This window comes from Paenibacillus sp. FSL R5-0517 (genome assembly GCF_037974355.1).
Taxonomy (GTDB): domain Bacteria; phylum Bacillota; class Bacilli; order Paenibacillales; family Paenibacillaceae; genus Paenibacillus.
Map to the genome: position 1 here is coordinate 2,830,250 of NZ_CP150235.1, position 26,303 is coordinate 2,856,552.

18 protein-coding genes are annotated in these 26,303 nt (G+C 46.0%); 13 read left to right on the top strand and 5 right to left on the bottom strand.

All coding sequences use genetic code 11. The annotated features are described in order from the left end of the window. Positions 1-88: 88 nt before the first annotated feature. Complete coding sequence (locus MKX40_RS12880; RefSeq protein WP_339242076.1) at positions 89-1,219, bottom strand: GGDEF domain-containing protein; 1,131 nt, start codon at positions 1,217-1,219, stop codon at positions 89-91. A 235-nt stretch (positions 1,220-1,454) separates the two neighbouring features. On the opposite strand from MKX40_RS12880, the gene MKX40_RS12885 reads away from it, so the two are divergent. The 4 genes from MKX40_RS12885 to MKX40_RS12900 all read left to right on the top strand — a co-directional run bounded on the left by MKX40_RS12885 (position 1,455) and on the right by MKX40_RS12900 (position 10,487). Then, the gene (locus MKX40_RS12885) at positions 1,455-8,168 is read left to right on the top strand and encodes a hypothetical protein (protein WP_339242078.1); all 6,714 of its coding nucleotides are present in this window, start codon (positions 1,455-1,457) and stop codon (positions 8,166-8,168) included. Next, positions 8,165-9,856, top strand: a complete 1,692-nt coding sequence (locus MKX40_RS12890) for a DUF11 domain-containing protein (protein WP_339242080.1) — start codon at positions 8,165-8,167, stop codon at positions 9,854-9,856. The genes MKX40_RS12885 and MKX40_RS12890 overlap by 4 nt, the downstream gene beginning before the upstream one ends. A 153-nt stretch (positions 9,857-10,009) precedes the next feature. Then, entirely contained in the window at positions 10,010-10,267 is a 258-nt protein-coding gene (locus MKX40_RS12895) for a YolD-like family protein (protein WP_339242081.1), read from the top strand. A 100-nt stretch (positions 10,268-10,367) separates the two neighbouring features. Continuing rightward, positions 10,368-10,487 carry a hypothetical protein gene (locus MKX40_RS12900; RefSeq protein WP_017688846.1) on the top strand — a complete coding sequence of 40 codons (120 nt, stop codon included), beginning with the start codon at positions 10,368-10,370 and terminating at the stop codon, positions 10,485-10,487. A gap of 58 nt (positions 10,488-10,545) precedes the next feature. Here MKX40_RS12900 and MKX40_RS12905 read toward each other — a convergent pair whose 3' ends face one another. Beyond that, complete coding sequence (locus MKX40_RS12905) at positions 10,546-11,805, bottom strand: amino acid permease (protein ID WP_339242082.1); 1,260 nt, start codon at positions 11,803-11,805, stop codon at positions 10,546-10,548. A 172-nt stretch (positions 11,806-11,977) separates the two neighbouring features. On the opposite strand from MKX40_RS12905, the gene MKX40_RS12910 reads away from it, so the two are divergent. The 3 genes from MKX40_RS12910 (at position 11,978) to MKX40_RS12920 (ending at position 14,683) form a co-directional block, all read left to right on the top strand. Then, positions 11,978-12,481, top strand: a complete 504-nt coding sequence (locus MKX40_RS12910) for a ferritin (protein WP_339242083.1) — start codon at positions 11,978-11,980, stop codon at positions 12,479-12,481. A gap of 471 nt (positions 12,482-12,952) precedes the next feature. Then, on the top strand, positions 12,953-13,696 hold the full coding sequence (locus tag MKX40_RS12915; protein ID WP_339242085.1) for a polysaccharide deacetylase family protein: 744 nt from the start codon (positions 12,953-12,955) through the stop codon (positions 13,694-13,696). Positions 13,697-13,774: 78 nt separating this feature from the next. Beyond that, a complete protein-coding gene (locus MKX40_RS12920) occupies positions 13,775-14,683 on the top strand; it encodes a hypothetical protein (protein WP_339242086.1) in 909 nt (302 codons plus the stop codon). Between the two features lie 197 nt (positions 14,684-14,880). Here the strand turns inward: MKX40_RS12920 and MKX40_RS12925 are convergent, their stop codons facing one another. The 3 genes from MKX40_RS12925 to MKX40_RS12935 all read right to left on the bottom strand — a co-directional run bounded on the left by MKX40_RS12925 (position 14,881) and on the right by MKX40_RS12935 (position 17,771). Beyond that, positions 14,881-15,480, bottom strand: coding sequence for a response regulator transcription factor (locus MKX40_RS12925; protein ID WP_307537205.1), 600 nt, complete (start codon positions 15,478-15,480; stop codon positions 14,881-14,883). Further along, on the bottom strand, positions 15,477-16,625 hold the full coding sequence (locus MKX40_RS12930; protein ID WP_339243042.1) for a sensor histidine kinase: 1,149 nt from the start codon (positions 16,623-16,625) through the stop codon (positions 15,477-15,479). The genes MKX40_RS12925 and MKX40_RS12930 overlap by 4 nt, the downstream gene beginning before the upstream one ends. A gap of 87 nt (positions 16,626-16,712) precedes the next feature. Next, positions 16,713-17,771 carry a fatty acid desaturase gene (locus tag MKX40_RS12935; protein ID WP_339242089.1) on the bottom strand — a complete coding sequence of 353 codons (1,059 nt, stop codon included), beginning with the start codon at positions 17,769-17,771 and terminating at the stop codon, positions 16,713-16,715. A gap of 375 nt (positions 17,772-18,146) precedes the next feature. Between MKX40_RS12935 and MKX40_RS12940 the strand changes: the two genes are divergently transcribed. The 6 genes from MKX40_RS12940 to MKX40_RS12965 all read left to right on the top strand — a co-directional run bounded on the left by MKX40_RS12940 (position 18,147) and on the right by MKX40_RS12965 (position 25,992). Continuing rightward, positions 18,147-18,986, top strand: coding sequence for a YitT family protein (locus MKX40_RS12940; protein ID WP_339242091.1), 840 nt, complete (start codon positions 18,147-18,149; stop codon positions 18,984-18,986). Positions 18,987-19,531: 545 nt separating this feature from the next. After that, a complete protein-coding gene (locus tag MKX40_RS12945; protein ID WP_339242092.1) occupies positions 19,532-20,758 on the top strand; it encodes an ROK family protein in 1,227 nt (408 codons plus the stop codon). A gap of 36 nt (positions 20,759-20,794) precedes the next feature. After that, complete coding sequence (locus MKX40_RS12950) at positions 20,795-21,853, top strand: ROK family protein (RefSeq protein WP_339242093.1); 1,059 nt, start codon at positions 20,795-20,797, stop codon at positions 21,851-21,853. 42 nt (positions 21,854-21,895) lie between these two features. Continuing rightward, positions 21,896-23,119 carry an MFS transporter gene (locus MKX40_RS12955; protein WP_339242094.1) on the top strand — a complete coding sequence of 408 codons (1,224 nt, stop codon included), beginning with the start codon at positions 21,896-21,898 and terminating at the stop codon, positions 23,117-23,119. Between the two features lie 21 nt (positions 23,120-23,140). Next, the gene (locus MKX40_RS12960; protein ID WP_339242096.1) at positions 23,141-25,384 is read left to right on the top strand and encodes a helix-turn-helix domain-containing protein; all 2,244 of its coding nucleotides are present in this window, start codon (positions 23,141-23,143) and stop codon (positions 25,382-25,384) included. A 236-nt stretch (positions 25,385-25,620) separates the two neighbouring features. Further along, positions 25,621-25,992, top strand: coding sequence for a hypothetical protein (locus MKX40_RS12965; protein ID WP_339242097.1), 372 nt, complete (start codon positions 25,621-25,623; stop codon positions 25,990-25,992). Positions 25,993-26,303: the final 311 nt, after the last annotated feature.

Below are 26,303 nucleotides of genomic sequence, written 5' to 3' on the forward strand. Positions count from 1 at the left end.
TGCTGATGTTATGCAAACCCAAAAAAAGTTGTGTTGTACAAACCGGGATTCCGGAGTACAGCACAACTTTTTTTTATTTATATTTTCTCTACGAATGCGAAGTCAGTTCAAGTGATGTTACGGTTTTATTTTTACCTGTTCGTTTGGCGGCATACAAACAGGCATCCACTTCTTCAAACAATTTGTCTTTGCTTAGATTAGGACTGTAGCTTTTGAGACCGATACTCACCGTGATGGGGGCTCCTTCAAGTTCCAGATGGCCCATCAGGGCAATCTTCTGACGAATCTGTTCCACCAAGGCATAGGCCTGCTTGAAAGATTGCTCAAACATCAATAAGGCGAACTCTTCGCCCCCGTACCGTGCGGCAATATCACTGGAGGTAATGGTTTCCTGAATGATCAGGGACACCTTCTCCAGAATGATGTCTCCAACCCGATGACCATAAGTATCATTAATGGATTTGAAGTCATCAATATCAATCAAAGCCAGATGCAGACTCATGCCGCTGTTGGCATACTCGAATGCCTTTTCGTAATAATCCTTGAATGAGCTTTGATTATAGAGGTTGGTTAAACCATCTGTTTTGGACTGTTTGGTCATAATGGCATTTCGCACAATAAGGTCCTGCTTGGCAAGCATACTGGCCTGAAGATCGTCCAAGACCTCAACGCCGCTAGTCACGATAACCTGTGCTACATATGTACCTAAGATTAGAAAAGCAGGAATGGATACCATATCAAATGAAGACAGGTACAACCGGTAGGCCGGATCGAACAACACCAGAAGGTAACCTGTCATCTGCATCAGAAAGACAATCCAGACTCTTTTTTTATTGAAGAACAGCACCGAAGCGAAGATGGGCAACAGGCAGATGGCTAATATAATCCGAATATCATAATTGACATGAATAATCGTCCAGGCAATAACGGTGCTGGCGATAGACATGGTATAGAAGGAATAGGAACTGAAGCGTCGATCAACCCAGCTTGCGAACAAAATGCAAGAACTGCTGATGGCCGTAGGCCAGAACAGGACATTCATCAAGAAATCTCGAGGTGTGCGATCATACTCCAGAAACAGGAAACAGCCAACCTGAATGGCAAAATGTGCAATGATGACAACCCAGTAGGCATGAAGCATTTTCTGAATCCATTTGGAATGCTTGAACTCGTATTCGGTTGGAATGTGGCTGCTATTGTATGTATGGAACCTTTTCATATATCACCGCTGACTGCATCATAATGGTACGACAGAATGACTCTCGTATATGATGATTATAAATCACAATGGACAAAACGCAAATCATTATATTCTAAGCATGAGAACTAAGCTTACATTATATCAAATAGAAAGGCAGAAACTTTCCGAAAAAGGGACATACAAATTTCGGTGAGAGCATCATAGACTGTTAAAAGGCTCCGAATCACAGGATTGTTATTTTGCTGAAGGGGAGGTGAAATCCATTCCTCTTGTCGTTCGTTCTACCGTCAACGCTACGGGAGCGATTACGTTTACAGGTAATACGCTTGGACTGAGTCGTTCGGAAACAGCAGGGGTACCCGGAACACAGGACAGTATTGGAGCTTTTACCACAACCAACACCAGCGTCCAGTACGGCACATATCCACTGGGAACCACAAGCTCGTACCAGAGTAACAGTTCCGCTGCCATCCTTGTTCTTCCTGCGGGTAGTACCGTCCTGTATGCAGAATTAATCTGGGGCGGAAGTTATATCAACGGAACGGTCAATCTGAGCTCAGCGATCAACAATCCGGTAACGTTCATCACCCCCGCAGGTTCATTCAGTGTTACACCTGACCCGGTGACTTACAACCAGTTTGACCTGGGTAACAATGCTGCGGGTTATGTACGTTCAGCCAACGTGACGACACTTGTGCAAAATGGGGGAGCAGGTACATATATCACCGGAGCAGTCGTGGGAACGATTGTGATTACGAATGATGCTACAGCCAATCATGCCGGATGGACGCTTGGCGTTATTTATCAGAATCCCAATCTCCCTTTTCGCAACATGTCTTTGCGTGCAGGCGGCGTACTTGTGCAATCCACTTCACCACCAGTAGTAACAACACTGACAGGATTCGCAACCCCTCTCTCCGGTGTGCTCGGGGGAAGGGCGCTGTTTAGTGCCCAGGAAGGTGATGCGAATCGAACAGGTGATCAGGCCTTATTCGGGCCGACCTCTGCGACTTCAGTGGCCTTATCCGGGCCGAACAATCTGGCTGCGAATTTTTTTGCATCTCAAATCAACGGTGACACGGGGGCACTTAACACAACGGGCACTTTCGGCACTCGAAATCAGACGAATGGTGCTCCGGGTTCCAACATTGTCGGTGGTCGTCAAGGCTGGGATATCACCAATGTGGATGTGTCTGCCAGACTGGTTAACAATCAATCCTCGGCAGTGCTTACGCTAACGACTTCAGGCGATGCGTACATTGTGAACGCCAATGCAATACAAGTTGATATCAACGCACCCAAAATTACGGTGGCCAAGGCATCGACTGCCTCCGGAGCAGTAGCGGGAGATAGTGTTCTTTATACCGTTACCGTCAGCAATGCAGGCACAGCCAGTGCGGCCAGTGTTGTGTTATCCGATTCACTGCCTACAGGGCTTACCTTCATTCCAGGTAGCGTCACGGTTGCCGGGATACCCCGTCCAACACTTGATGTCACAGCTGGTATTCCTCTGGGTTCGTTAAATCTGTCCAGTAGTGTCGTTATAACCTATCGTGCACTAATCGCTCAGGACGCAAGCATCTTGCAATTGGTAAATTCGGCAAATGCAGCTTTTACTTTTCAAAGCGTTGCAGGCGGTGCAGTTATCACAGGAGTCATTCCGTCAAATAATTCTACTTTACCTGTGTATTCACCGAACCTGTCCATTGTGAAATCAGCAAGCACAACGAACGCTACGGTTGGAGATCAGGTGACGTACACGCTACAGGTAACGAATGGGGGAAACGTAGGCGCCAACGTGACGATTACCGATAATATTCCAAGTGGCAGTACCTATGTTCCGGGCAGTTTCCGCGTGAACGGAACTGTCATCGCAGGTGCCAATCCGGTTACTGGTGTTAATTTGGGCAGTCTTGCAGCGGGAAGCTTAACCACGATAACCTTTCAAGTGTCGGTCACGAATCTTCCTACACCGCCTACGTTGGTGGATCAGGCTACGGCTTCCTATTCGTTCCTTTCCCCTGACGGGCGAACCATAACGGGTTCGCTAGCATCAAACACACTGACGATTCCGGTAACCTTACCGAACGTATCCGTTGTGAAGAATGCAACGGTTACAGACGTTGCTGTTGGAGAGACGTTTACCTATTCTGTGGTTACGACAAATGGCGGGATCCAAACGATAAATAACGCCGTCCTAACCGATAGTCTTCCGACAGGTCTGACTTTTGTCCCCGGAAGTGTTGTAGTCAGGGGGGTTAATGTAACGGCAGCCAATCCGGCCAGTGGTATAGCGCTGGGTACCTTAACAGCAGGAAGCTCGGCAACTGTCACATTTCAGGTCAATGTGCAGTCTTTGCCTACTGCGGGTTCGTTCGTCAATCGGGCGGCCGTATCATATAGTTCAGGCGCGTTCACTGGAATCTCTAACTCCAATTCCATCACAACACCTGTATACCAGCCTGTGATTACGATCAATAAATCGGCGAATGAGACCAATGCGACGTTGGGTGATCAGCTTGTGTTTACACTGCTCGTGTCCAATAGCGGGAACATTGCAGCACAAGTAAGCGTGACTGATACGATTCCATCAGGGCTCACGTTCATTCCTGATTCGGTAACCGTGAATGGTTCCGCGCGTCCAGGGGTCAGTCCTTTAACCGGGATCACGCTGGGGAGTCTTCTGCCTGGAGGGAGCGCCACAGTGGTGTTTCGTACGTCACTTACGACACTCCCGACACCGCCAACATTGGAGAATCAGGGAACGGGAAATTACACCTATCAGCTCCCGAGTGGGCGTAATCTGGCAGGAAGCGCACTTTCCAATATCGTTCGTATTCCCGCTTCCGCACCCAACATATCCATTGCCAAAACAGTCAATACAACAGATGCCACTGTAGGAGATGTACTTACCTATACAGTTGTAACCACGAATTCCGGCAGTGGGGCAGTTCAGAACCTGATTCTATCAGATATGCCTTCTACCGGTTCTGAATTTGTATCTGGTAGTGTCACGATTAATGGGGCGGCTGCAAGAAATGCAAACCCGGTTTCGGGCATTGCTTTGGGAACGTTGAACAGCTCCAGTAACGTAACTGTGACCTATCAGACAAGAGTGACCTCTGTTCCTGCCTCGGGTTCGGTCAGCAACCGGGCAAGTACAGCTTTTACGTCCGGCAGTTTTAATGGTGTTTCCTCATCTGTGACCGTAAATACTCCAGTATTTCAACCTGTTGTTCAAGTCTTGAAATCGGCTAGCACAACGAGCCTGACTGTAGGAGACACCTTTAATTACACCCTCCAGATTACGAATTCTGGCAATATTGCCGCAACGGTTACTTTAACAGATCCGGTTCCTGCCGGAGCAATATTCAATACGAACAGTGTCATCATTAATGGTTCTCCAGCACCCGGCATCAGTCCGAACTCCGGCATCAGTCTTGGAGTACTGGCATCGGGGGCAAGCGCGACAGTCACTTTCCTTGCAACAGTCACAAGTCTGCCAGATGCAAGGCAGCTAATCAATCAAGCCCTCGCATCCTATAGCTATGCTCTTCCTAGCGGGAGGAATATTTCAGGTTTTGCATCATCAAACACAATCACCATTCCTGTATCCCTGCCGAATGTAAGCATTGTAAACAGTGACAATGTGGATTACGCCGTATCTGGAGATGTCATCAGGTATACTTCAGTCATTCGTAACAACGGAACGGTGGCAGTGAACAACGTGGTATACACAAACCCTCTACCTTCGAACACCCCATTTATACCCGGAAGTGTCATTGTGAACGGGACTTCATTCCCGCTCTCCAATCCGACCGCCGGCATTCCAATCGGTACATTGGCCCCAGGGGCTGAAGTAACCGTAACTTTTGAGGTGAGGATAACTATGCCGATCCCTTCACAGATTAACAATCAGTCGACGGTCAGTTTCACATCCGGTTCATTTTCGGGTTCATCATCGTCCAATACCACACAGACTCCGGTCATACAGCCACAGATTTCCCTTGTCAAAACAGCGAATACAGTCAATGCAACTGTAGGTGATACGGTAGTATATACTGTGACGGTGAGCAATACAGGTAATTTGCAAGCCAATGTAACGCTGACGGATACCATTCCGGCAGCGACAACTATTGTTCCCAACAGTGTGGTGGTTTCTGGAGTGCCACAGCCGGGAGCAACACCTGGAGCAGGTATCCCGGTTGGTATTGTTGCAGCGGGAGCAACAGCTGTGGTTACGTTTGCCGTAGTCGTGAATTCACTTCCATCGCCTCAGCAGCTCAGCAATTTTGCAACGTCATCCTTTACATTTACACCCCCTGACGGGAGAACGTTGACGGGTACAGCCACTTCCAATACATTGACTTTCCCAGTATCATCGCCTAATGTCGCTGTGGTCAAAAGTACTACATCGACTGCTGCTGCCGTGGGCGATACTGTTAGCTATTCCATCCTGGTTACGAATAGCGGGATAGCTCCGGTAAGCAATATCCAGTTTTCAGATCCAATTCCGGCTGGGGCGACATTCAACACAGGCAGTGTTACCGTGAATGGGGGAGTCCTACCTAATGCTGATCCGGCAGGTGGGATATCACTTGCTACACTGGGACCTGGGACATCCGCGACAGTGACGTTCAGTGTCAGGGTCAACGAGATTCCGCCAGGAGGACAGTTGAGTAATCGTTCGACGGTCAGTTTTACTTCTGGAGCTTTCTCAAGTACGACATTTTCGAATACAGTGGTTACTCCGGTTTTCCAGCCAATTCTTTCGGCACAGAAGACAGCAAGTACTCAGAATGCTACCGTCGGTGATACCGTCAGCTATACGATTACCGTGAGTAATCAGGGGAACTACGGTGCCCAGATCAATCTGTCGGATAACCTTCCGGCCGGTACCATTCTTGTTCCGAATAGTGTCATTGTGAACGGTCAACCTCTACCTGCTGCAAATCCGGCAGCGGGTATTCCCGTAGGAACTGTAGCTGCCGGAGCTACAACTACAATTACGTTTTCCGTAGTTATTGATACACTGCCAACTCCACAGCAACTCGTGAATCAGGCTTCGGTTGCGTTATCCTTTACACTGCCGGACGGACGGAACATTACAGGCAACGTGTTATCCAATGTGCTTACCATCTCCGTTTCCGCGCCGGATGTGGAAGTGGTCAAATCCACCACATCCACAGCTGTTTCCGTCGGTGATACCGTCACTTACAGCATCGCTGTAACCAATAACGGAATTGCAAGTGTAAGCAATGTGATTTTTACAGATGCCGTGCCAGCAAGCACCCTTCTTACTGCAGGAAGTGTATCTGTTGACGGTGTTCTACGCCCGGGTGCGAACCCTTCAACCGGAATAACGCTGGGCTCCATTGCACCGGGCGTGACGGTGACGGTTGTATTCAGCGTGCAGGTGACATCACTTCCGGCAAGTGCCGTTTTGAACAACCAGTCAACGGTGAGTTTTACATCCGGTGCATTCTCTGCCACCACATTCTCCAATACCATTACAACGCCGGTGTACCAACCTATTTTGGCTGCTGTCAAAACAGGAGATCAAGCTGTAGCAACTGTCGGGGATACGGTGGTTTATAGCATTACCATTACCAATACCGGAAACTACGGAGCATCCGTCACGTTAACGGATACCATTCCGGCTGGAACCGAACTTGTACCGAATAGTGTCATTATTAATGGAGCTTCAGCACCAGGTGCTGATCCGGCTTCAGGTATTCCCCTGGGGGTTGTTGCCACAACAACCACGATTATATTCTCTGTTGTGATTGTGACATTACCTTTGAGTCAATCCATCACCAATCAGGCATCTGCGACATTTGCGTATACATTACCTGATGGAAGGACACTTGGAGGCACAATTACGTCCAACGCACTCAACATTCAAGTATCTGCTCCAAATGTCAGTGTTGTGAAAACCACTGCGGTCATTGACGCTGTGGTAGGCGATACGATTGTATACGAGATGGTTGTAAGCAATAACGGGATTGACCCGGTTAACAACATTGTGATCACAGATCCGATTAGCCCGGCTACCACATTTGTGACAGGCAGTGTTCTGGTGGATGGTGTCCCACGCGCCTTGGCCAACCCTGCACTTGGAATTGCTCTGGGGACACTAGCACCGGGCGCAACTATAGCCGTTTCATACGCGGTTCGGGTCAATTCACTTCCAACACCACCACAAGTGAGTAGCCAATCTTCTGTAAGTTTCACATCCGGTGTTTTCTCTGGAGCTACGTATTCGAATACAGTTGTAACACCTATTTATCAGCCGATAGTGTCTTTAAGCAAAACAGCGAGTACCTCAAATGCAACGATTGGTGACACCATCATCTATTCTTTCACCATCAACAATAGTGGGAATCTTGCAGCCAACTTGACCTTGACGGACAACATACCTGCTGGAGCTGTACTGCTCCCTAACAGTGTTCTGATTGATGGTGTTCCACAGCCAGGAGCTGACCCGGAATCAGGAATTGTGGTTGGTACGATACCCCCAGGTGGATCAGTGAACGTAACGGTTACACTTGAAATTACGGTAGATTCATTGCCTCAGAATCAGCAGTTGATCAATCAAGCCACTGCCAGCTATACCTTTAGTCCTCCGGATGGCCGTGTGTTGACGGGAACTGTATCTTCCAACGTGCTGGTGATCCCTGTATCTGCACCAAATGTTGTTGTTGCCAAAAGCACAAGTGCCATTGATGCAGTTGTTGGCGATGTAATCACATATACGGTTGTTGTAACCAATAGCGGCATTGAAGTGGTGAATAATGTTGTCATGGTTGACCCTGTACCGGCAGGAACGGTATTTGTGACGGGGAGTGTGACCGTGGATGGTGTAGCGAGACCTACCGGAAATCCGAATACAGGAATTACACTTGGTTCCATTGCTGCCGGTGCTTCCGTTACTGTTACATTCCGAGTAGAGGTCGTTGTGATATGAGTCCTAACTCAGGTCCGTTGTCCCACTGGCTTCAGAATCAGTCGCTGGTTCGATTCAGCTCGGGTACGACTGAACTGGAACAGGTGGCTTATTCCAATACAGTTACTACTCCATGGGTCGGGCCTAGGTTGGAAGTGAAAAAGCAATGCAATGTAGCTATCGCTACACTGGGCCAGTCCCTGACTTATATGATCGAGATTGTTAACACAGGCAATTGTACGGCTACAGTTCATGTTGTGGATTCATTGTCTGCTGAAACATCCCTTCTTCCTAATAGTGTATTACGAGATGCAATTCCACTACCGGGGGCATCACCAGAGAACGGGCTGCCTGCAGCAGAGATCGCACCGGGAGCAACGCTGAGATATCATTTTCAAGTCGTGATTTTGCGGATACCGGCTGGCTTAAAGCTGCTCAATCAAGCTGAGGTTAACTATGCATTTGTGGCATCTGAAGGCAGAACAGTCAGAGGTGTGGAGAGATCCAACACGGTGGAGGTGAATATGGTCTCGTCCAGGCTTGAAGTCAGCCTGCAAGCCGAGCGGGACCAAACCTTCTCAGGGGATATTATCATGTACACCGTCATCGTAAGCAATCCGGGTTTTGTTGCAGCGACGGGTGCGCAGGTAACGATCGCTTTGCCGCAAGGTATTGTTTTTATACCTGCCAGTGTCATAGTAGATGAGATGTTTGCGCCACAAGTAACGCCTGATACGGGCGTAGAACTTGGAGAGATTTTGCCCGGAAGCTCCGTTAGGATACAATATCGGGTTCAGGTTGTGGGGGGAAGCGATGCGAACGGAATATCAAGTGTGGCTGTACTGACTTATATCTCCGCAGGGCAGCGCGAGACGGTTTACTCCAATCAGGTTACTTTGGAAGTGATACAGCCCCGAATTTCTGTGGTGAAAACGGTGCTCCCGGTAACGGCCACATGGGGTGATACCGTGCAATATAATATTACCGTCTCCAACGCAAGCAGCTACGCGGTAGACGGAACCCTCATGGATATATTGCCAACAGGTATGACATTTGTCGAAGGAAGTCTGGGCTGGAATGGAGTTAAACGTCCCGGAACTAATCTGGCTAAAGGTCTCAATCTGGGGACATTGACTGCCCGGTCTAATCTGAATATTCAGTTCGAAGCGAAACTTGCAGAACGAGGTGAATCGATACCTGATGACTATAAGTATGTGAATCATGCCAGCCTGATATATACCTTTCGCTTGCCGGATTCACGATCAGTACAGCGGATGATTACATCCAATGAAGCTGTGATTGAATTAAAAGCACCGTTCATTCAGGCTTATGTTCAAGTAAAACCCACGTTGGTCGAGCAGGGAGATACAGTGACTTTTGAGGTACGTGTGATGAATACGGGTAATGTGACGGCACGCGTGCAGTTGGGAGGCATTTTGCCTGAGGGCTCCAAATGGCTTGGGCAAGCTGCGGGTCAGATCCAGTGGAACATTCCGGAATACTCCACGCCTAGAGTTCTCCATGTGGGTGAGATTAAGCCTGGAGAGGAGAAGAACAACTCCTATGTAGTGCAGCTGGCATCCGACAAGACGGGTACGCTGCAAGGAGCCTTGATCGCTAGGTATACGTATGAATGGAATGGACAAAAAAAGGCAGGCGAATCCCGATCGAATGAGTACAGTATCATTGTGGAGTATGGAGAAGAATAAGGAGAATGTGGTTAAAGTTAAAATGCCTGAGGATTTTGCTGATTCTTGGATGCCATGACATTACACGAACGTAAATGAATGGTATACTAATTGAATATGAACTCGGCAATCAACCCGTGGAATCGGGACGTCGGAGTAGAGGAGGCAGCCACATTGGCAAAAGCAAAAGTAGCAAAAAGACCTACACGGGATGAGTTTGAACTTGAAGAGTTGGGAAATCAACTGGTTGAAGCCTTTCGTGAACGTTCGGAAGTACTATTGACCGTATGGGGCAAAGAAGACCAAGTGCAGGGCGTCATTGTCAAAATGGACTCGCGTACAAGACTCGTGCATGTAGAGTATACAGAAGAAGAGTTCACGGCGAAGGTGCCTTTCATGGATATCATGCGGGTGCAGTCTCCCAGATACTGAACGAAAAAAACAGCAATCTGAATAATTAGGGCATCCGCCCTGTCAAAGTCGTACTTCCTGCATAAGATAACCCATACCTGTTGCAGAGGAGGTACGGTCAATGAGCGAAGTATTAGGTGGAGAAACAAGAGGCTACGGATACGGAGGTTTCACTTCTGTAGGTGCCATTCTGGTTCTGTTCATCCTGTTGGTTATCATCTCCAAAGCGTTCTTGGTATAATTGCATATTTCTAAAGAATGAAAGAAGCTCTGCCATCACGGCAGAGCTTTTTTTTCGTTCAGATCTTGGATGGTTGTTTGCGGCTGAACAAGCCATAGAGAATTACAATAAGAACCGGGTACAGTACCGCCCATCCGGTAAAAGGGAATACGATCGCTGTGGCTACAAAGGAAATCCAGCTGATGGTCACGCCGGTGCGACTTCCTTTTAATAATCGGATTCCTGCTGCACAGCCCCCAAGATATGTGAGGATAAAGGTTGCATTGGGAAGCTGAATCAGTGTTGTAAGTGATACGATGCCGCTGGCATAGACACTTAGCACCAGAATGAAGCAGATCCCGAGGAATCCAATTGCTGCTACGGGTGTGTGGAATCGCTTGGACAGATGAGCCATCCAACGCGGTGCAGCACCTTGTCTCGCGAGTGCATAACCAACTCTTGAAGCTGCCCCGGCATAGGCAATGACGGTTGCTGTACAGATAAATATGCCAGTCAGTCCAGCGATCCAGGCACCCCAGATACCAAGGGGTTGACTAATGATCCATACGAGGGACACATCGGCCCCGCCATGCAGATAACTTTGCGTGCCTACGGTAGCCAGGGCTGTCAGGAAGTAGAGTACACCTACAATAATCGCAGCGATAGTCACACCTGTAATGGCTGCTTTTCGAGGGTCAGTGAATTCTTCGGAAAGATGGGATACCGCCTCCCAGCCAATAAAACACCAGAACAGAATCGCTCCGGCTTGACCGATGCTGACCCAGCCATGCGGCATGAATGGGGTGTAATGGATGGAGTCCATGTTGGGAAGAGCCAGTACAAAGGCCATCACGAGCACGGCAACAATAGCGATGACGACACCAATCTGTACTTTACCAGCAACTTGCATACCAACGATATTAATGATCAATCCAATCGCCAGCATTATGGCGGCAATAAGGATTCTGATATGTTCACCTAACCCCAACGCTGCCGTCATATATCCTGCACCCGTCAGAGCTGCTACAGGAGCTCCTATGGGTACCGACATCAAAAAGAACCAGCCAATGATTGTTCCGGCACGTTGTCCGAAAGCAAGGGTAACAAAATGGGATACACCACCTGCATCGGGATATCGGGCAGATAATAGTCCCATGGATAAAGCGAGTGGCAGAATTAGCAGGACCATGCCGCCCCAAGCCAATAGCGAAGCTGGACCGGCCAGTTCAGCAGCCAGTCCGGGTATAATCAGGACACCTGAACCGAGTACTGCACTTACATAGAGCGCAACGGCTTGCGGCATGCCGATTGTTTTTTTGAGCTGTGAAGAGGTGTTCATGTTCTTGTATTAGCCTACCTTCCAGATTGGAATTATTCTGATAATGACTATGTAATTATATAGGAGGACAACCATTCAGTCATTGGCGAATTTTGTAGAAAATCGGTGTAAGTCCTGCTGGCGTTATGTTAGAATATAACCATCCCTAGAGAAAGAAAGAGGTGTTTGGATAATGAGCCAAGAGTTAACAGCATCTTTAAATGAACAGATGAATTTCGAGTTTTATTCCGCTCATGTATATCTGGCTATGGCAGCCTATTGTTCCAGCAAGAGTTTGGATGGATTTGCGAACTTCTTCATCGTGCAAGCCGAAGAGGAGCGATTCCATGGTATGAAAATATACAAATTCCTGAATGATCGTGGACACCGTGCTACATTAGCCGCTTTGCCAGAACCGAAGAATGAATATGCTTCGATGCTGGATGTCTTTGAGCATGGTTATGCTCATGAACAGCAGAACACGAAAAAATTCTACAATCTGGCTGACATCGCCTTGAACGAACGTGAACATGCGACAATGTATTTCCTGAAATGGTTCATTGATGAGCAAGTGGAAGAGGAAGCCTTGTTTGACAACATTATTCAGAAGCTGCGTCGCATTGAAAAAGACAGCAATGCCTTCTATATGCTGGATGCCGAATTTGGCAAACGTTCATTCACTGCTCCCGCTGAATAAATGCACGTAGGGAGTCGAGAAGATTCCAAGAACAAAAGACTTTTACATACGGCGTAAGGAAATCACCCTCAAAGCATTAGGAGTTAGGTCTCCATGCAAAGGATGACCGGTTGATGCCATATGCTGAAGAAGACGAAAGAAGCTTGCACTTGTGCAGGCTTTTTTTGCATGTATAGTTATTTTATTTTTGTATTGATTTGCTTGAATTGGAGCAAAAGTCTATCAAAATCCTGAATGTGGGTAATAAAGGATATGTCACAATTGATCTATCCTGACGGGATCTTTATTTTGCTCAAATCTATCAAATTCGTATTAAATTTTAGGTTTATCTGACAAAAGTGTAACTCTACCGTAGCCTTTGAAGCGAGAACAGGAGTCTATTCCTTTGATAGTATTAAGATTATCGCCAAGGGATGAAGGTAGAACAACATGGACACCCGGGGAAATATAACACACAAGGGAGATTTTTTAATGATGTTACATATTCGCAAATCTATCATGGTCACACTTGCTATTTTACTAATCATTCCACTTTTATTGCCGCAGTCGGTATCTGCCCAATCCGCTTCATCGAAGGATCGTGCAAGCAAAGCAAATGCCAAAATCATATATCTGACTTTTGATGATGGGCCAACCGCTCATACGGGTCAGTTACTGGATATTCTGGATCAGTATAATGCGAAGGCTACGTTTTTCATGCTGGGTCCTCAGATGGAGAAATTTCAGAAGGCTACCAAACGAATTGTAGCTGACGGGCATGGATTGGGTCTGCATGGTGTGAGTCATGTTCCAAGCAAATTCTATAAATCCGCATATAGCGGTTTGAAAGAGATGCAACAGGCCAATGTAAGTCTGAACAAGGTTGCTGGAGTTAAAACAAGTCTCGTTCGGACGCCATATGGTAGTAAACCATATCTCAAACCGGCATTCCGTAACGTGCTGCTGGGTCAGGGTGGATTCCATCTATGGGATTGGAATGTGGATTCGGAAGACTGGAAGTACAAGCAAGATCACCAGAAAGTCTATAACAGTGTAATGAAGCAGATCCACACCGTACAAAAGAGTGGAACAACGCCGGTTGTGCTGATGCACGACCAGGAAGCAACGCTGAAAGTATTACCGCAAGTATTAAAAACATTGAAGGCAGAAGGGTATCGTTTTGAAGTATTAAGCAAGAAGGTGCAGCCGGTTAACTTCTGGAACGACAAACGTTAATATTTTCAATTTTCCGATTCGATCGGACGATAGATAGAGCCTGATAACAGATTGGTTAAAACGAAGGAGGTACACATCATGAAGAAACAATCATTATGGATGACCATTCCGGTAACGACAGCCGTTTTACTTGCACTGGCAGGATGTGGCGGACCGGACTCGAATGCAACATCAGAGAGTAGTACTTCGCCAACGACAACAGTGGGTGAGCAAACCGAGACCGGCAGCGGTGGTGCTGATTTCTCTAATGAAAATGAAACAGGAACCAAAGAGAACACGGGTACAGTGAATAGTGTAGAAACATCAGGAGCGCAGTCGGGCGGAAACCATACTGCGACAGGTCAATCCGGTGTGAATGATGTGATCAAGCAAGTTCGCAACCAGTTGAAGATGGAGGATGCAGCGTTACCCACTTCGTTCCCCTTGGATAAAGGCGCATATTTGGGTGCGGCAATACCGTCCAATACGGCTGATGCATTCAAAGTGAACTTCTACGCGTCCACGCAATCCGTTGCCGTTAATGATCCATCTTTAACGGCTTCCGACAGTAAGGTACCTTTACTGGCTTCCTATGAAGTGAAAACGTATAAGGACCCTGAGCAGGAAAGTATTTTCCCAGAGACAGACCTGAAAGATATTCCAGCAGATATGGCTGTGGATCTGGGACATGGCATCAAAGGCATGGCTGAAGGTGCCGCAGGCAGTCAATATCTGACTTGGCAAGAAGGCAGATGGACGCTGCAAATTCGTTCCGTCTCCGAAGATGAAATGAATAACCCCGGCATAGCGAAGAAAATGGTGGAGTACTTGGAATCACATACATTGCCTGTACCCAAAGATAAAGGGTATATCAAGGTTGAATATCCAAGTGGTGGAAAGTCTGTTCATGTAACGGTCTCATGGCAGGACGGTCATAAAATTCATCAGCTTAAGACTGATCAAGTACCACTGGAGGCTCTTGGCATGACTGTATCTGTGAAATCTTAAGGATTTAATGGATATTCTGAGTTGTAGAAGAGACGCGTATTGGATGGTTGTAATAAACTAAAAGAGCTTGGTCCAGATTGGTTTCTGGGCCAAGCTCTTTTAGTTGTAGCATGTTATGGCAACGTGTGAAAAATTATTGCGGCTTATGCAGTCGGGGTACATACTTATTTTTGTTTCAATGGGTTAAAGCGGTACTTTCATTTGAACCACCCTTTTTCCTTAGAGCGAGTGATGGCCTCAATGCGGTTACTGGCATTTAACTTGTTGAGAATAATGGAAATATAGTTACGCACCGTACCCGTTGTGATGAATAGATGCCCGGCGATTTCCTTGGTGTTTTTGCCATCGGCCATGAGGCCTAGTACGGCATTTTCGCGCTCTGTCAGAGGATTTTCTTCTACATAAGCTTCGTCTACCAAGTCGGGAGCGAAGATACGTCTGCCATTCATAACTTGGCGGATCGCCTCAGCAAGTTCTTCAATTGGACTGTCCTTAAGCAGGTAACCACGGACACCACCCTTTAAGGCGCGTTCGAAATATCCGGTCCGGGCAAAAGTGGTTAGGATAATGACCTTACAGCTCATTCCTTTGAGTTCTTCTGCGGCTTCGAGGCCGCTTTTCACGGGCATTTCTATATCCATCAGACAGATGTCTGGTGCAAGCTCCTGTACAAGGGTAAGGGCTTCCTGGCCGTTGCTGGCACGTCCGACGACTTCCATATCTTCCTCCAGATTGAGAAGGGAAGACAAGGCACCGAGCATCATGCGCTGATCTTCCGCGATTACAATTCTAATCATGATTCTGCCTCCTTTATCGGTTTGCGGACGAGTTTGGGAACATGAATAATTATCTCTGTACCCTGAATGTCTGCATCAGATCGAATATCCAAACAGCCATTTACAAATTCAAGTCGTTCTTTCATGCCCAAAATTCCTGTTCCGCGCCGCTCTTGTCTGTGTGATCGTTCTATTCCGACGCCGTTGTCTTGTACTGTGAGTACATTATTGGCGGGTGTTTCCTCAATGACGATGGTACATGCTGTTGCCTGACTATGTTTGACCACGTTGGTGACCGCTTCTTTCAAGCACATGCCAAGCACATTTTCATTCAATTGAGACGTGTCTTGTAGCTTCGGATTGCCATCCAGTATAAATTCAATTGAAGCGGCCTTCAGAATCTGCTCCGCCCGGAACAGTTCATCGACCAATTGTGTACCACGCATGGTGGTGACCATTTCCCGGACTTCCTTCAAAGCTGTACTTGCCGTTTGCCTGAGGTCGTTCAATTCAATCTCGGCCTGATCGGGATTATTACGGAGCAGCCGCTTCGCCAGATCGGTTTTTAGACCGATCAGAGAGAGCTTCTGTCCAAGGGTATCGTGCAGGTCACGAGCGATACGCTGACGTTCTTCCATTTTCACGAGATCGTCAAGTCGCTTGTTCGCATTCTCCAATTGGCCTTCCAATTGTTCAGTCTTATTTTTATTATACGTACTGATTGGAAGCAGGATGGAGGCCATTAAACTGATGAATACAAACGGGAACTGACTCACGAGCAATGAACTCTGATTGATAAAACCATAATTAATGGTTAGGAAACTGGCTCCCAGGTTCACCGAATAGAGCGTGAAGAAACCAGCTTTATTTTTAATATTCCCAATAAAAAAAGCAAGAAACAATGAAAAGTAGGCATAATCATAGGCGATTGTCATCGTAATGGATATGGCAATGAGCAATCCAATCCACATGTATACCTGCCAGCCCTTGGTGATGAAGGCGAGCAGATAACATACGAAGAAAACGAGAATGATTACAATGCCGGTTACCATCGTCCATAATTTGGAATATTGTGAAATGTAATAGAAGGGCAGGATGAAAAAGACAAGCCATACATAAGGATTTAACCCTGTATTTTTATAAAAAATCTGCATCCACTTCTGAATATGATTCTCCTCCTTGCACTTGTACTCAACCGTAGCATGACTGTAGCATGACTATGGCTTGAACACAAGAAAACGAATCCGACAGAGTTAAGGCTTCTCTGTCAGACCCGCTGGATTCGTTACACGGATAGTTGGTTGAACATAAGGTTTGCGGGATAGATGTTTGAGCTGTCTAAAGCTAATGAACTGTTTAGAATCTTCATCCCACAGACGGAAGCGCAGGGCAACCAAACTTGAACGCAGTGTAATGGTAGTTGCCTTTTGCAAGGGTGGTGTTGCATTATGTGCTTCTTCCAAGAAATAGTTAGGTACACGCGGGCTCAAGTGATGCACATGGTGAAACCCAATATTGCCACTGATCCATTGCAATAATTTTGGCAATTTGTAATAAGAACTACCTTCGACAGCGGCTTTTACATAACTCCATTCATCTTCGTGTTCAAAATAAGTCTCTTCAAACTGATGCTGCACGTAGAACAGCCAGATCCCAAAGAAACCGGAGAAGAAGAATATAGGTGCCTGCACCATTACAAAAGCCTGCCATCCGACTAACCAGCACATGAATGCATAGAGGGCTACGATTAATACTGTAGTCAGATGTGTATTGATGCGTTCTTTACGTCTTGCACCTTTACGGTTGAAACGGTAAGCCAACAGAAACACGTAGATAGGTCCGATACAGAACAATACGAACGGATTACGATAAATCCGATAGAAGAGGCGTCCCCAAGGAGAAGCTTCTTTGTATTCGTCAACCGTCATAACCCAGATATCACCAACGCCGCGTTTGTCAAGATTACTGCTTGTCGCGTGATGGATAGAGTGCTCATTTTTCCACTGTTGATAGGGTGTCACTGTTAATACACCAGTAATGGTACCGAGAATATCATTGGCACGTTTGCTCTTGAAGAATGAACCATGACAGCAGTCATGGAAGATAATGAATGTCCGTAGTACAAATCCGGATGCCACCAAGGCAATCGGGAAGGTCAGCCAGTAGGATACTGATAAGCTAAAGTAAGCCGCAGCCCATAGCAGGAAGAGCGGAAGCAATGTATTGATTAACTGTCGGATACTTAATCTGAGATCATTTTTTTCGTAAGGGGTGACTTCTTTTTTTAGCGCCATTTCTTTATTTCTACTCATTGACGTGTGTCCTCCTTCAATCGTTATAACTGTATCAGCTACAACTTGACGTTTCCCGGTAAGACTTTCCTCTAGGAAGCGTTTTTATCATTGTAAAACAATCGGATCATGACAGTAAGTCATAAACGTCAGCCCTCTGTAATGATGAATATCAATGATGGACCATGACATTTGTCATGGGTGTATGATGCTGAAAGGCTTGGCGGAAGTCTAAAAGAGTACGTTTTACAAATTCCTTTGCACAAATCACGCAACAATTTGTATTATGTATACAATTTTTGTTGTGAGCATGGTAAAATCTATCTTTGAGTGATTATGACAACTTATGAGACGGGTCGATTAGGTTGATTTCTGATGGATTGGATGGAATGCTTAATGAAGAAACGAATTACGGATATTCTATTTATTATGGCAGGTGCATTTCTGTTTGCGCTGGCGGTGAACCTGTTCGTCATCCCGAACGATTTGGCTGAAGGCGGGGTAACGGGTATAACGATTATTTTGTATTACCTGTTTGAATGGTCACCAGGACTGATGAACCTGATCCTGAACGGTATTTTGTTAATTGTGGGATACCGGTTTCTAGATAAAACGACTACGGTGTATACGATTATTGCGGTTGTGTTCAATTCATTGTTCCTGCATCTGACAGAGAGCTGGACCATTGACTCGCATGAGCTGTGGATTAATACGATATTTGGTGGATTGTTTGCCGGTCTTGGGATCGGCTTGATTGTTAGAGTAGGGGGAACAACAGCCGGAACCGTTATCTTGGCACGGCTTGCCAATAAATATTTGGATTGGAACATCAGTTATGGATTATTATTTTTTGATCTGATTGTGGCATTCTCATCTTTCTTCATTATAGGGCCGCAAGGTCTGATGTGTACGATTGTCTTGCTGTTCGTGGGGACCAAAACGATGGAGTTCATTATTGAAGGACTCAATCCGAAAAAGGCGGTTATGATCATCTCCTCCAAACAGGATGAGATTGCGAAGCAAGTGATTGAGAAGATGGACCGTGGTGTAACCGTGTTATCCGGACATGGGTATTACACGAAAAATAAGAAAGAGATCCTCTACATTGTCATTAGCAAGCAGGAAGTTTCCATGCTGAAGAAGATTGTACGAGCGGAAGATGAGATTGCTTTTATCACCATTCATGACGTGCGTGATGTATTCGGGGAAGGATTTATCGAACTTTCCAAAACTTAAGTAATAGGTATATATGCATTAGGTATATATGAAAGAAGGGAGTTGCGGTGAAATATCACCGCAACTTTTTTGATAGGATTGAACCGGGTATTAATCTAGTTCAAAAAGAAAGAACCCTTCTCATAGAGAAGGGCAAAAGAATATTAATAATGTCTTCTTTTTTTGACTCCACAGTATTCAACAGTGACATGACAGTGTTTTTTACATTTTGTAGGGACATATTTAATTTTAGTAACACAAGTTTTCGTGATTTTTTTGTAAAAACACTTTGGTTTTGGGTGACATCCTTTATGCTTTCTGTACATATTGAACCCTCCCTGATTGTGATAAGGTATTGTATGAACAGGGCAATGTATCGGTAATGTATAAACGTCTATTATTGTATAATAATTCCTTTATTAGGCTTTTGTGTTACTAGTGAAGGCGTGGTTCTTTCTATTAAAAGAATACAATGACAAAAAGCTGTACACCTATCAATCACGATGATATATTAAATTTAATTAATTTGTTAATAAACTTAACTAACTATTAAAGGAGGCGATTGCATGGCTGGCACACCGCAATATATCCGTAATCTGAATGAAAACCTCATTATGGATGCCCTGATAACTCAGGGAACCATGTCTAGAGCGGATATCAGCCGTCAGACCGGACTTAGTAAACCAACGGTGTCGTTGGCTGTAGAACATCTGATTGACCGTAATCTGGTGAAGGAAATGGGGAGAGCTGACAATGCTCAGGGTCGCAAAGCAACCCTCATCCGTTTCAATGAAACGGCTTATTATGTCTGTGGTATAGATATCGGCGCAACACGTATTCGGATCGCATTATCCGATCTGACTGGAGAAATCATTGCCTATCGAACACATCCCATGGTTGTCCAAGAAGGTCAGGAGCGAGCGGAAGCGACGATGCTGGAGCTTCTTCGAGGCCATCTGAATGAATTGCTTGATGAGAATCATCTGAACTGGGATCAGATTCAGTGCATCGGGTTCGGTATACCGGGCGTAGTCTTGCCTGATTCGGGACGTATCCATCGTATTGTGGACCCGTTAGTTGGTCTGGAACAAGCATTCTCTCTAGAGTCGTTGTCAGGCGCTTTTCCCTGTGAAGTGATTCTGGAAAATGATGTGAATCTTGCGGCGCTTGGGGAGTATCGAAGTGGTGCAGCAGCAGGTTGTAACTTGTTTGTTTTTTTCTCCATCGGTACAGGGACGGGCGCTGGCATTATGGTACATGGCCAACTGCTACGAGGTCTTGGTGGGTTAACCGGAGAGATCGCAGAGATGTTGATGGAGGATGGCCGTCGTCTGGAGGAAGTGCTGTCAGCCGATGGTCTGATGCAGTTGGCGAAACGTCACCTTAATCCGCATGATGAACTATTGCAAGTTGCTGATTCGGGTGCGGATGTAAATGTAGTTGCAGTTGCAGATGATCTTCACAGACACTTGACTCCCGAGAAGTTATTTGAAGCCGCACGCAATGGAGAAATAGATGCCTTGGATATTTTACAACAATACAGCCAGATGATTGCTTCAGCTCTGCGTCATATTAGCGTTGTGCTTGCTCCAGATCTTATTGTGCTTGGCGGGGGCGTAGGAGGAAATGGCGATGTATTATTGCCTTTACTGAGACAGGTCATATCTGAGCAATTCCCGGTGCAACCACAGCTAATCTGCTCCAAGCTTGGTGAGCAGGCTGTTGTCACTGGCGCAGTGCAGGTGGCCATAAAACAAACGATGCTGAACCTTCAGCAGGAAGCGTTGGAATAAAAGATTGGATACACAATATCTGAGGAGGGAAACGGGATGACAGAATTCTTGAAAAACGTAAGTAATGATTATTCGTCTAATCAGGATGGTACGGTTGGAGGTGATCTATCCGGTTGGATTGCAGGTATTGATATTGGAGGCACCAAAACATTGATGCTTTTGTCATCACGACAGGCTGGAAGCAAAGTTCATGAACGTATCTTGCCTACGCGTGTCAGTGATCAGCCGGATGAGTTCTTCCGATGGTTATTCGCTGAACTGGACACCTTCTGCCGCGAGGTTGGATGCCGTCTGGATCAACTTTCTGGTGCAGGCTTGGGATTCCCTGGTGTCATTCTGCAAGATGAGGGAGTACTGCGAAGTGCTCCGGCTTTTCAGTGGGCTGAGCAAGATATTCGCCCTGTGATTGCGAAGTATTACAGCGGAAACATCATGTTGGATAATGATGTGAATATGGCTGCAATGGGAGAATATGATCAAGGGGCAGCACAGGGACATCAACATTGTGTAATGGTCACGGTTGGAACAGGTATTGGAGCTGCTCTTATCCTGAATGGGCAACTCTACAGCGGACAAAATGGAGCAGCAGGTGAGATTGGGCATTTCATTGCAGGAGATGAAGGACTTCATACGGGTTATGTTGCGGATGCGGATTCCTTTGGTGTATTTGAGCAAGCGACTTCAGGTACGGGAATTACTGAACAAGCAAGACGTTATTTTAAAGAGGGTAAGGGAAGTGCCTTATCTCTGGTCATGAGTCTGGCAGGAGGTGAAGTGCAGCAGATTGAAGCCAGACATGTATTCAAGGCAGCCGAATCAGATGATGTTGCTGCACTTGAGATTCTTGAACTGCCTATGCGTTATATGGCTAGAGGTCTGGCGAATATTACGGCTTTACTTAATCCTTCCATGATTGTAATCGGTGGAGGTGTGGCAGCATCCAACCCATCCTATTATCTAAATGAAGTGCGTACACGTCTCGAGCGTTATACCGTTCTGCCTGCACGTTTAGCTGTAGCTGAACTTGGTAATAGAGCAGGAGCAATCGGGGCATTGGCTGTAATCAGGTCGAGTCTGGCACGGACATACCATTAGAGATAGGTGAAGCTACTATAGAATTAAAGGATGGAGATCCGGATGAGAAATAGACATATGAAGGCTTACACAGAGAAAATAAAAGCCGATTCTACTGATGCAAGACGTGTTTTGCTCAAATTACAGGGCCTGTATCTGTTTATGGGACTTGCCGGGGGGATGTTTAACCCGTACATCAATCCCATTTTGGTTGCACAAGGTTTTTCCAGTAAAGAAACCGGATTTATCATGGCGTTTGGCACACTTGTATCTATTATTCTTCAACCTATATGGGGAATTCTGGTAGATAAATTCAAAAAGACACGGTTCGTACTGATAATTAGCCTGCTCGTTCCTGCATCGTTAGCGTACTTCTACAATATTCAAGTGTACATTATATTAATATTGATTTATACTTTATGCACTATATTCCAAGTGACACAAATACCTGTGGCTGACTCCTATGCGGTTACCGCCGCGAGAGCAGCCAACACCTCATATGGCATGATCCGACTCTTCGGGAGCATAGGAACCGGAGTTGGAGGATTTGCAGCAGGGATGTATCTCTCTCAGTTTTCCATTCACATGTTATGGCTGCCGTTTCTGATGTTTAACGTTCTAAGCGCCATACTGGCAAGCACACTCCCCCGGCAGACGAGCATATCCTCGTCCTCGGTAACCTTCTCCGTAGGTTTGGCAAGATTGCTCCGAAACCGGACATTCCTTCTATTTCTAACAGGTTGTTTCCTGGTTAACCAAACGCTCACTGCGTTTAACTCCTTTTTTGTTATTTCATTTCAGATGGCTGGCGGTTCTGTGAAGATGACAGGTACAGCGCTATTGCTTGCATCAATCACCAATGTTCCATCCATGTTGGCAGCGGCATTCGTACTCCGAAAATGGGGGCATGAACGCACGATGTTGCTTGCAGCCGGTGCGTATATGTTACGTTGGGGAATACAATGGCTATGGCCAACGCCTGAGGTAATGATTGGCGTTCAGGTACTGCATGGGTTGTCCTTCGGATTCTTCTATATCGCAGCAGTGGAATATGTGGCTTCGGTTACGGGACGGGAAATGCAGGCCACGGGACAAAGTTTATTTAACATGGTGTTTGCCGGCCTGGGCGGAATTGTTGGTAATATGCTTAATGGATATTTGCTCGATTCCGGCGGTCCATCACTGATGTATCTGGCTTGTACGATTAGTGCAGCATTAGGATCGGTGATTCTGTATATCGTCAGCAGGCAGGCCAAAGATGAAAGAAGATCATACTCATTAGAATAGCGATGGAAGGAGTTGGAGCCTATGAGAGTAAATCTGAAGCGGAATTGGCACACCAAGTTGCTGTATTCCTATTTTCCTATTTTTCTGCTTACGATTTCCATTCTGATCTTTCTCTCCTTCCTGATTGTCAACGAACTCTCACGTAACGAAACGCAAAAAGCAGACATGATCTCCACCCGTTATATCGTGGATACACTGGAACGCTCGCTAAGCGATATCGAACTCCGGTTGCTTGAAGACATTGGTGCGAACAAGACATACAGTCGTTTTTTGGAGGCCGGACAGGGACAATTGTCGAGTCAGTTCATCTATGATGCGGCAAGTGGACTGGGACGTATGTTGGATCAGCAGGATATGATTCAATCCATTTATCTCTATCGCATGTCAGATTCCCAGATCCTTACGCCGAGAGGCATGATGCGCTTGGAAGATTTCGAAGATCGTGCCTATATTGAACAAGCTTTGAAAGATCGGGAGAACCTCGGTTGGAACCTGCCACGTGAATACAAGGAACGTTCTTTTGACGTACCTTCACAGGTGATTAGCATGAATAAGTGGCTTCCTTTACCGTGGGGCGGAGAAGGTCTGCTCGTCATAACAATCCGCATGTATGCAGTCGAACGGCAGATTGATAACATGACGAATGAAAAGTTATCCGTTCTTCAGGTACGGGACAAGAGCGACAATCTGATCTATACAGCGCATCAAATGGACCCTTCAGCAGGTGAAATCCTTAATCATGTGTCTTCCGACAAGCTTGGTCTCGTCTTCGAGAGCGGCATTCAATCCGGACAACTGTATTCATGGGTATCGCTTGTCTCTTATGTGTGGATTGGCATTGGATTATTAACGATTGTTGGCGCGGTGGCGGGACTGATCTACATTACGCGTAGAAATACGCGGCCAATCCAGCTCATCATGAATCGAATTCAGGCGTTACAGCCACGTGCCGAGGAGGATGAAGCAGCTCCATCCGTCAAGGATGAATTGGCTCTCATCGACCGTGCGCTGGAACATCTGATTGCTCAGACGGTTGATTATGAGAAACAGCATCATGAAAACTTGCTGATTCATCGCAGACAATTACTTGTTGATCTGATGGAAGGGGAACGCATGGATTCGTTCCGTCAGCGACTTCGCCATCTGCAACCGCTAGAGGAACGTTTCATGGAACCGAAGAGTGTGGCTGTCCTGATTGCGGAGATGAATGGTGACGACCTCTCGACCAATCAGAATATTCTGAAGATTGCGCTTATGAATGTGGTGGAAGAACTTGTGCAGAACGAGACCCAATTCGGCGGTTGGGCTGAATGGTTTGGGAACCGAAGGCTTATTGTGGTGATTGCATCGGATGAGCAGGAAGGACTGGATCGTGAATTGCTTATGGATCTGGCTAAGCAGATGCATATGTGGATTGCGGAAAACTTCCGCCTCCGGTTTACCTTCGGGATTGGACGAACCGTATCGGGCTGGGAGGAGATTACTCGATCCTATGCGAGTGCCGATGCGGGGTTGCAGCATAGACTTACCCTTGGTAAAGATGCGATCGTTCTCAGTGAGCAACTGCCGGATCGTATTGAGCTGCAATCGTATAAGTACTTGCAGATGCTCGCGGACTTTGTCCGTGAATTCAGGCTTACTGGTGATGGCTGGCGGACACAACTGGATCAGATGTTTGTTGCGTTCAGCGAAGATCAGATTACGGATAACGATATTCGCATGTTACTGCAGGCGTTAATTCAGATGTTGTCCCGTGAATTCGGAGAGCTGTCTGAGCGGTTACAGAGCCAATTTGCCGAGGAAATTCTGACACGTCTTCGCAGTGATATCCAACAGGTAGAGACACTGGAGGGAATTCAGGACATTTTGCAGGAATGGTTGAAAGAGGTCTATCGCAATTATGTGTCTGTGAATGAAACGAAAAGTCATCGCGCAATGATTAACGAGCTGCGGATTTATATTGAAGAACATTTTGATGATCCGGATCTGTCCCTAAAACATCTAAGCGATCGGTTCCAGATTTCGGGCAAATATGCGAGTTATTTGTTCAAGGAAGAGTTTGAGATGAAGTTTGTTGATTTTCTGGTGAAACTGAGGGTCGAAAAGGCCTGCCGTTTGTTGTCTGCATCCGATATGGCAGTTCAGGATATTGCGCTGCAAGTAGGTTATGCTAACGCCATCTCTTTCGGCCGAGTATTTAAACGGATTATGGGTGTGACACCGGGGGACTACCGCAAGCAGAGTGGAAAACAAGGGGATCAATAATGATATTGGTCGTGTTAGAACACACGTTAGCGGGTGAAATCGATTAATCTTAGAAATATCTATGAAATCTCCTGTATGAGGGAATAGGGTTCGTACCTTATCGCCCTCTGCAGGAGATTTTTTGGATGCTCAACCACGATCTTGGGCCAGTGTAGCTGGTGCGTTAAGGAATTTTACGAGTGTCCTATACTAAGCAATATGACAATTCATTAATTTATAGGGCAGGAGTTGCATAGATGTACAAATACGGACAGCAAGTGTGGGGATCGGTAGATATCAGTAAACGGGTTACCATCACAGCAAGCAATAACACATTTACATTTAATGTAGATAACTCGTCATACACGATAACGCTGCCTGTTGGTACCTACACAACAAGTCAACAAAGGCATGAATCCGAACTTATTCAGGCCATTTCGAAGGCAGGGGCGGCTCAGAACATTCCAGTACGATTTATTTTGGGCGGAATGCATTATGATGAGAAGTATAATGTATTGATATTGGAACATACGGACACGAGCAACGAACATGTTATTGATCAATTTGTGGGAAATGCCATCGATACGTTGTTTGGTCAAGTGAAGTTTAATCTTCCGCCGAGGAATTAGTGAGTTCAATCGTTCTACAAGTGTTGTTAAACAAGGAGATCACATAAGATGTGGTCTCTTTTTCTTTCTTTTGAAGAAAGATTCATTGGAAAAAGGATTATTGCAAGCTGGGCGATGCCAGATAGCGTATGAGAATCCAATGAAATGCAACATATTGCGTTATCATAGTTTACATATAAGGCGTGAAAATTGTATATTGTCAGGAAATATGTTTATATATCGCGGTTTTTAACTAAAAAAACGTCATTTTTGCATTTTGAAAATAGTTTATTGTCTAATGTCGAATTCGTATGTAATGATTAGTGACATTC

Bases quoted from the DNA above. Each gene is read 5' to 3' on its own strand.
- MKX40_RS12880 (WP_339242076.1), bottom strand. From the start codon at position 1,219: ATGAAAAGGTTCCATACATACAATAGCAGCCACATTCCAACCGAATAC.
- MKX40_RS12890 (WP_339242080.1), top strand. From the start codon at position 8,165: ATGAGTCCTAACTCAGGTCCGTTGTCCCACTGGCTTCAGAATCAGTCG.
- MKX40_RS12900 (WP_017688846.1), top strand. From the start codon at position 10,368: ATGAGCGAAGTATTAGGTGGAGAAACAAGAGGCTACGGATACGGAGGT.
- MKX40_RS12905 (WP_339242082.1), bottom strand. From the start codon at position 11,805: ATGAACACCTCTTCACAGCTCAAAAAAACAATCGGCATGCCGCAAGCC.
- MKX40_RS12910 (WP_339242083.1), top strand. From the start codon at position 11,978: ATGAGCCAAGAGTTAACAGCATCTTTAAATGAACAGATGAATTTCGAG.
- MKX40_RS12915 (WP_339242085.1), top strand. From the start codon at position 12,953: ATGATGTTACATATTCGCAAATCTATCATGGTCACACTTGCTATTTTA.
- MKX40_RS12920 (WP_339242086.1), top strand. From the start codon at position 13,775: ATGAAGAAACAATCATTATGGATGACCATTCCGGTAACGACAGCCGTT.
- MKX40_RS12925 (WP_307537205.1), bottom strand. From the start codon at position 15,480: ATGATTAGAATTGTAATCGCGGAAGATCAGCGCATGATGCTCGGTGCC.
- MKX40_RS12935 (WP_339242089.1), bottom strand. From the start codon at position 17,771: ATGAGTAGAAATAAAGAAATGGCGCTAAAAAAAGAAGTCACCCCTTAC.
- MKX40_RS12940 (WP_339242091.1), top strand. From the start codon at position 18,147: ATGAAGAAACGAATTACGGATATTCTATTTATTATGGCAGGTGCATTT.
- MKX40_RS12945 (WP_339242092.1), top strand. From the start codon at position 19,532: ATGGCTGGCACACCGCAATATATCCGTAATCTGAATGAAAACCTCATT.
- MKX40_RS12950 (WP_339242093.1), top strand. From the start codon at position 20,795: ATGACAGAATTCTTGAAAAACGTAAGTAATGATTATTCGTCTAATCAG.
- MKX40_RS12955 (WP_339242094.1), top strand. From the start codon at position 21,896: ATGAGAAATAGACATATGAAGGCTTACACAGAGAAAATAAAAGCCGAT.
- MKX40_RS12960 (WP_339242096.1), top strand. From the start codon at position 23,141: ATGAGAGTAAATCTGAAGCGGAATTGGCACACCAAGTTGCTGTATTCC.
- MKX40_RS12965 (WP_339242097.1), top strand. From the start codon at position 25,621: ATGTACAAATACGGACAGCAAGTGTGGGGATCGGTAGATATCAGTAAA.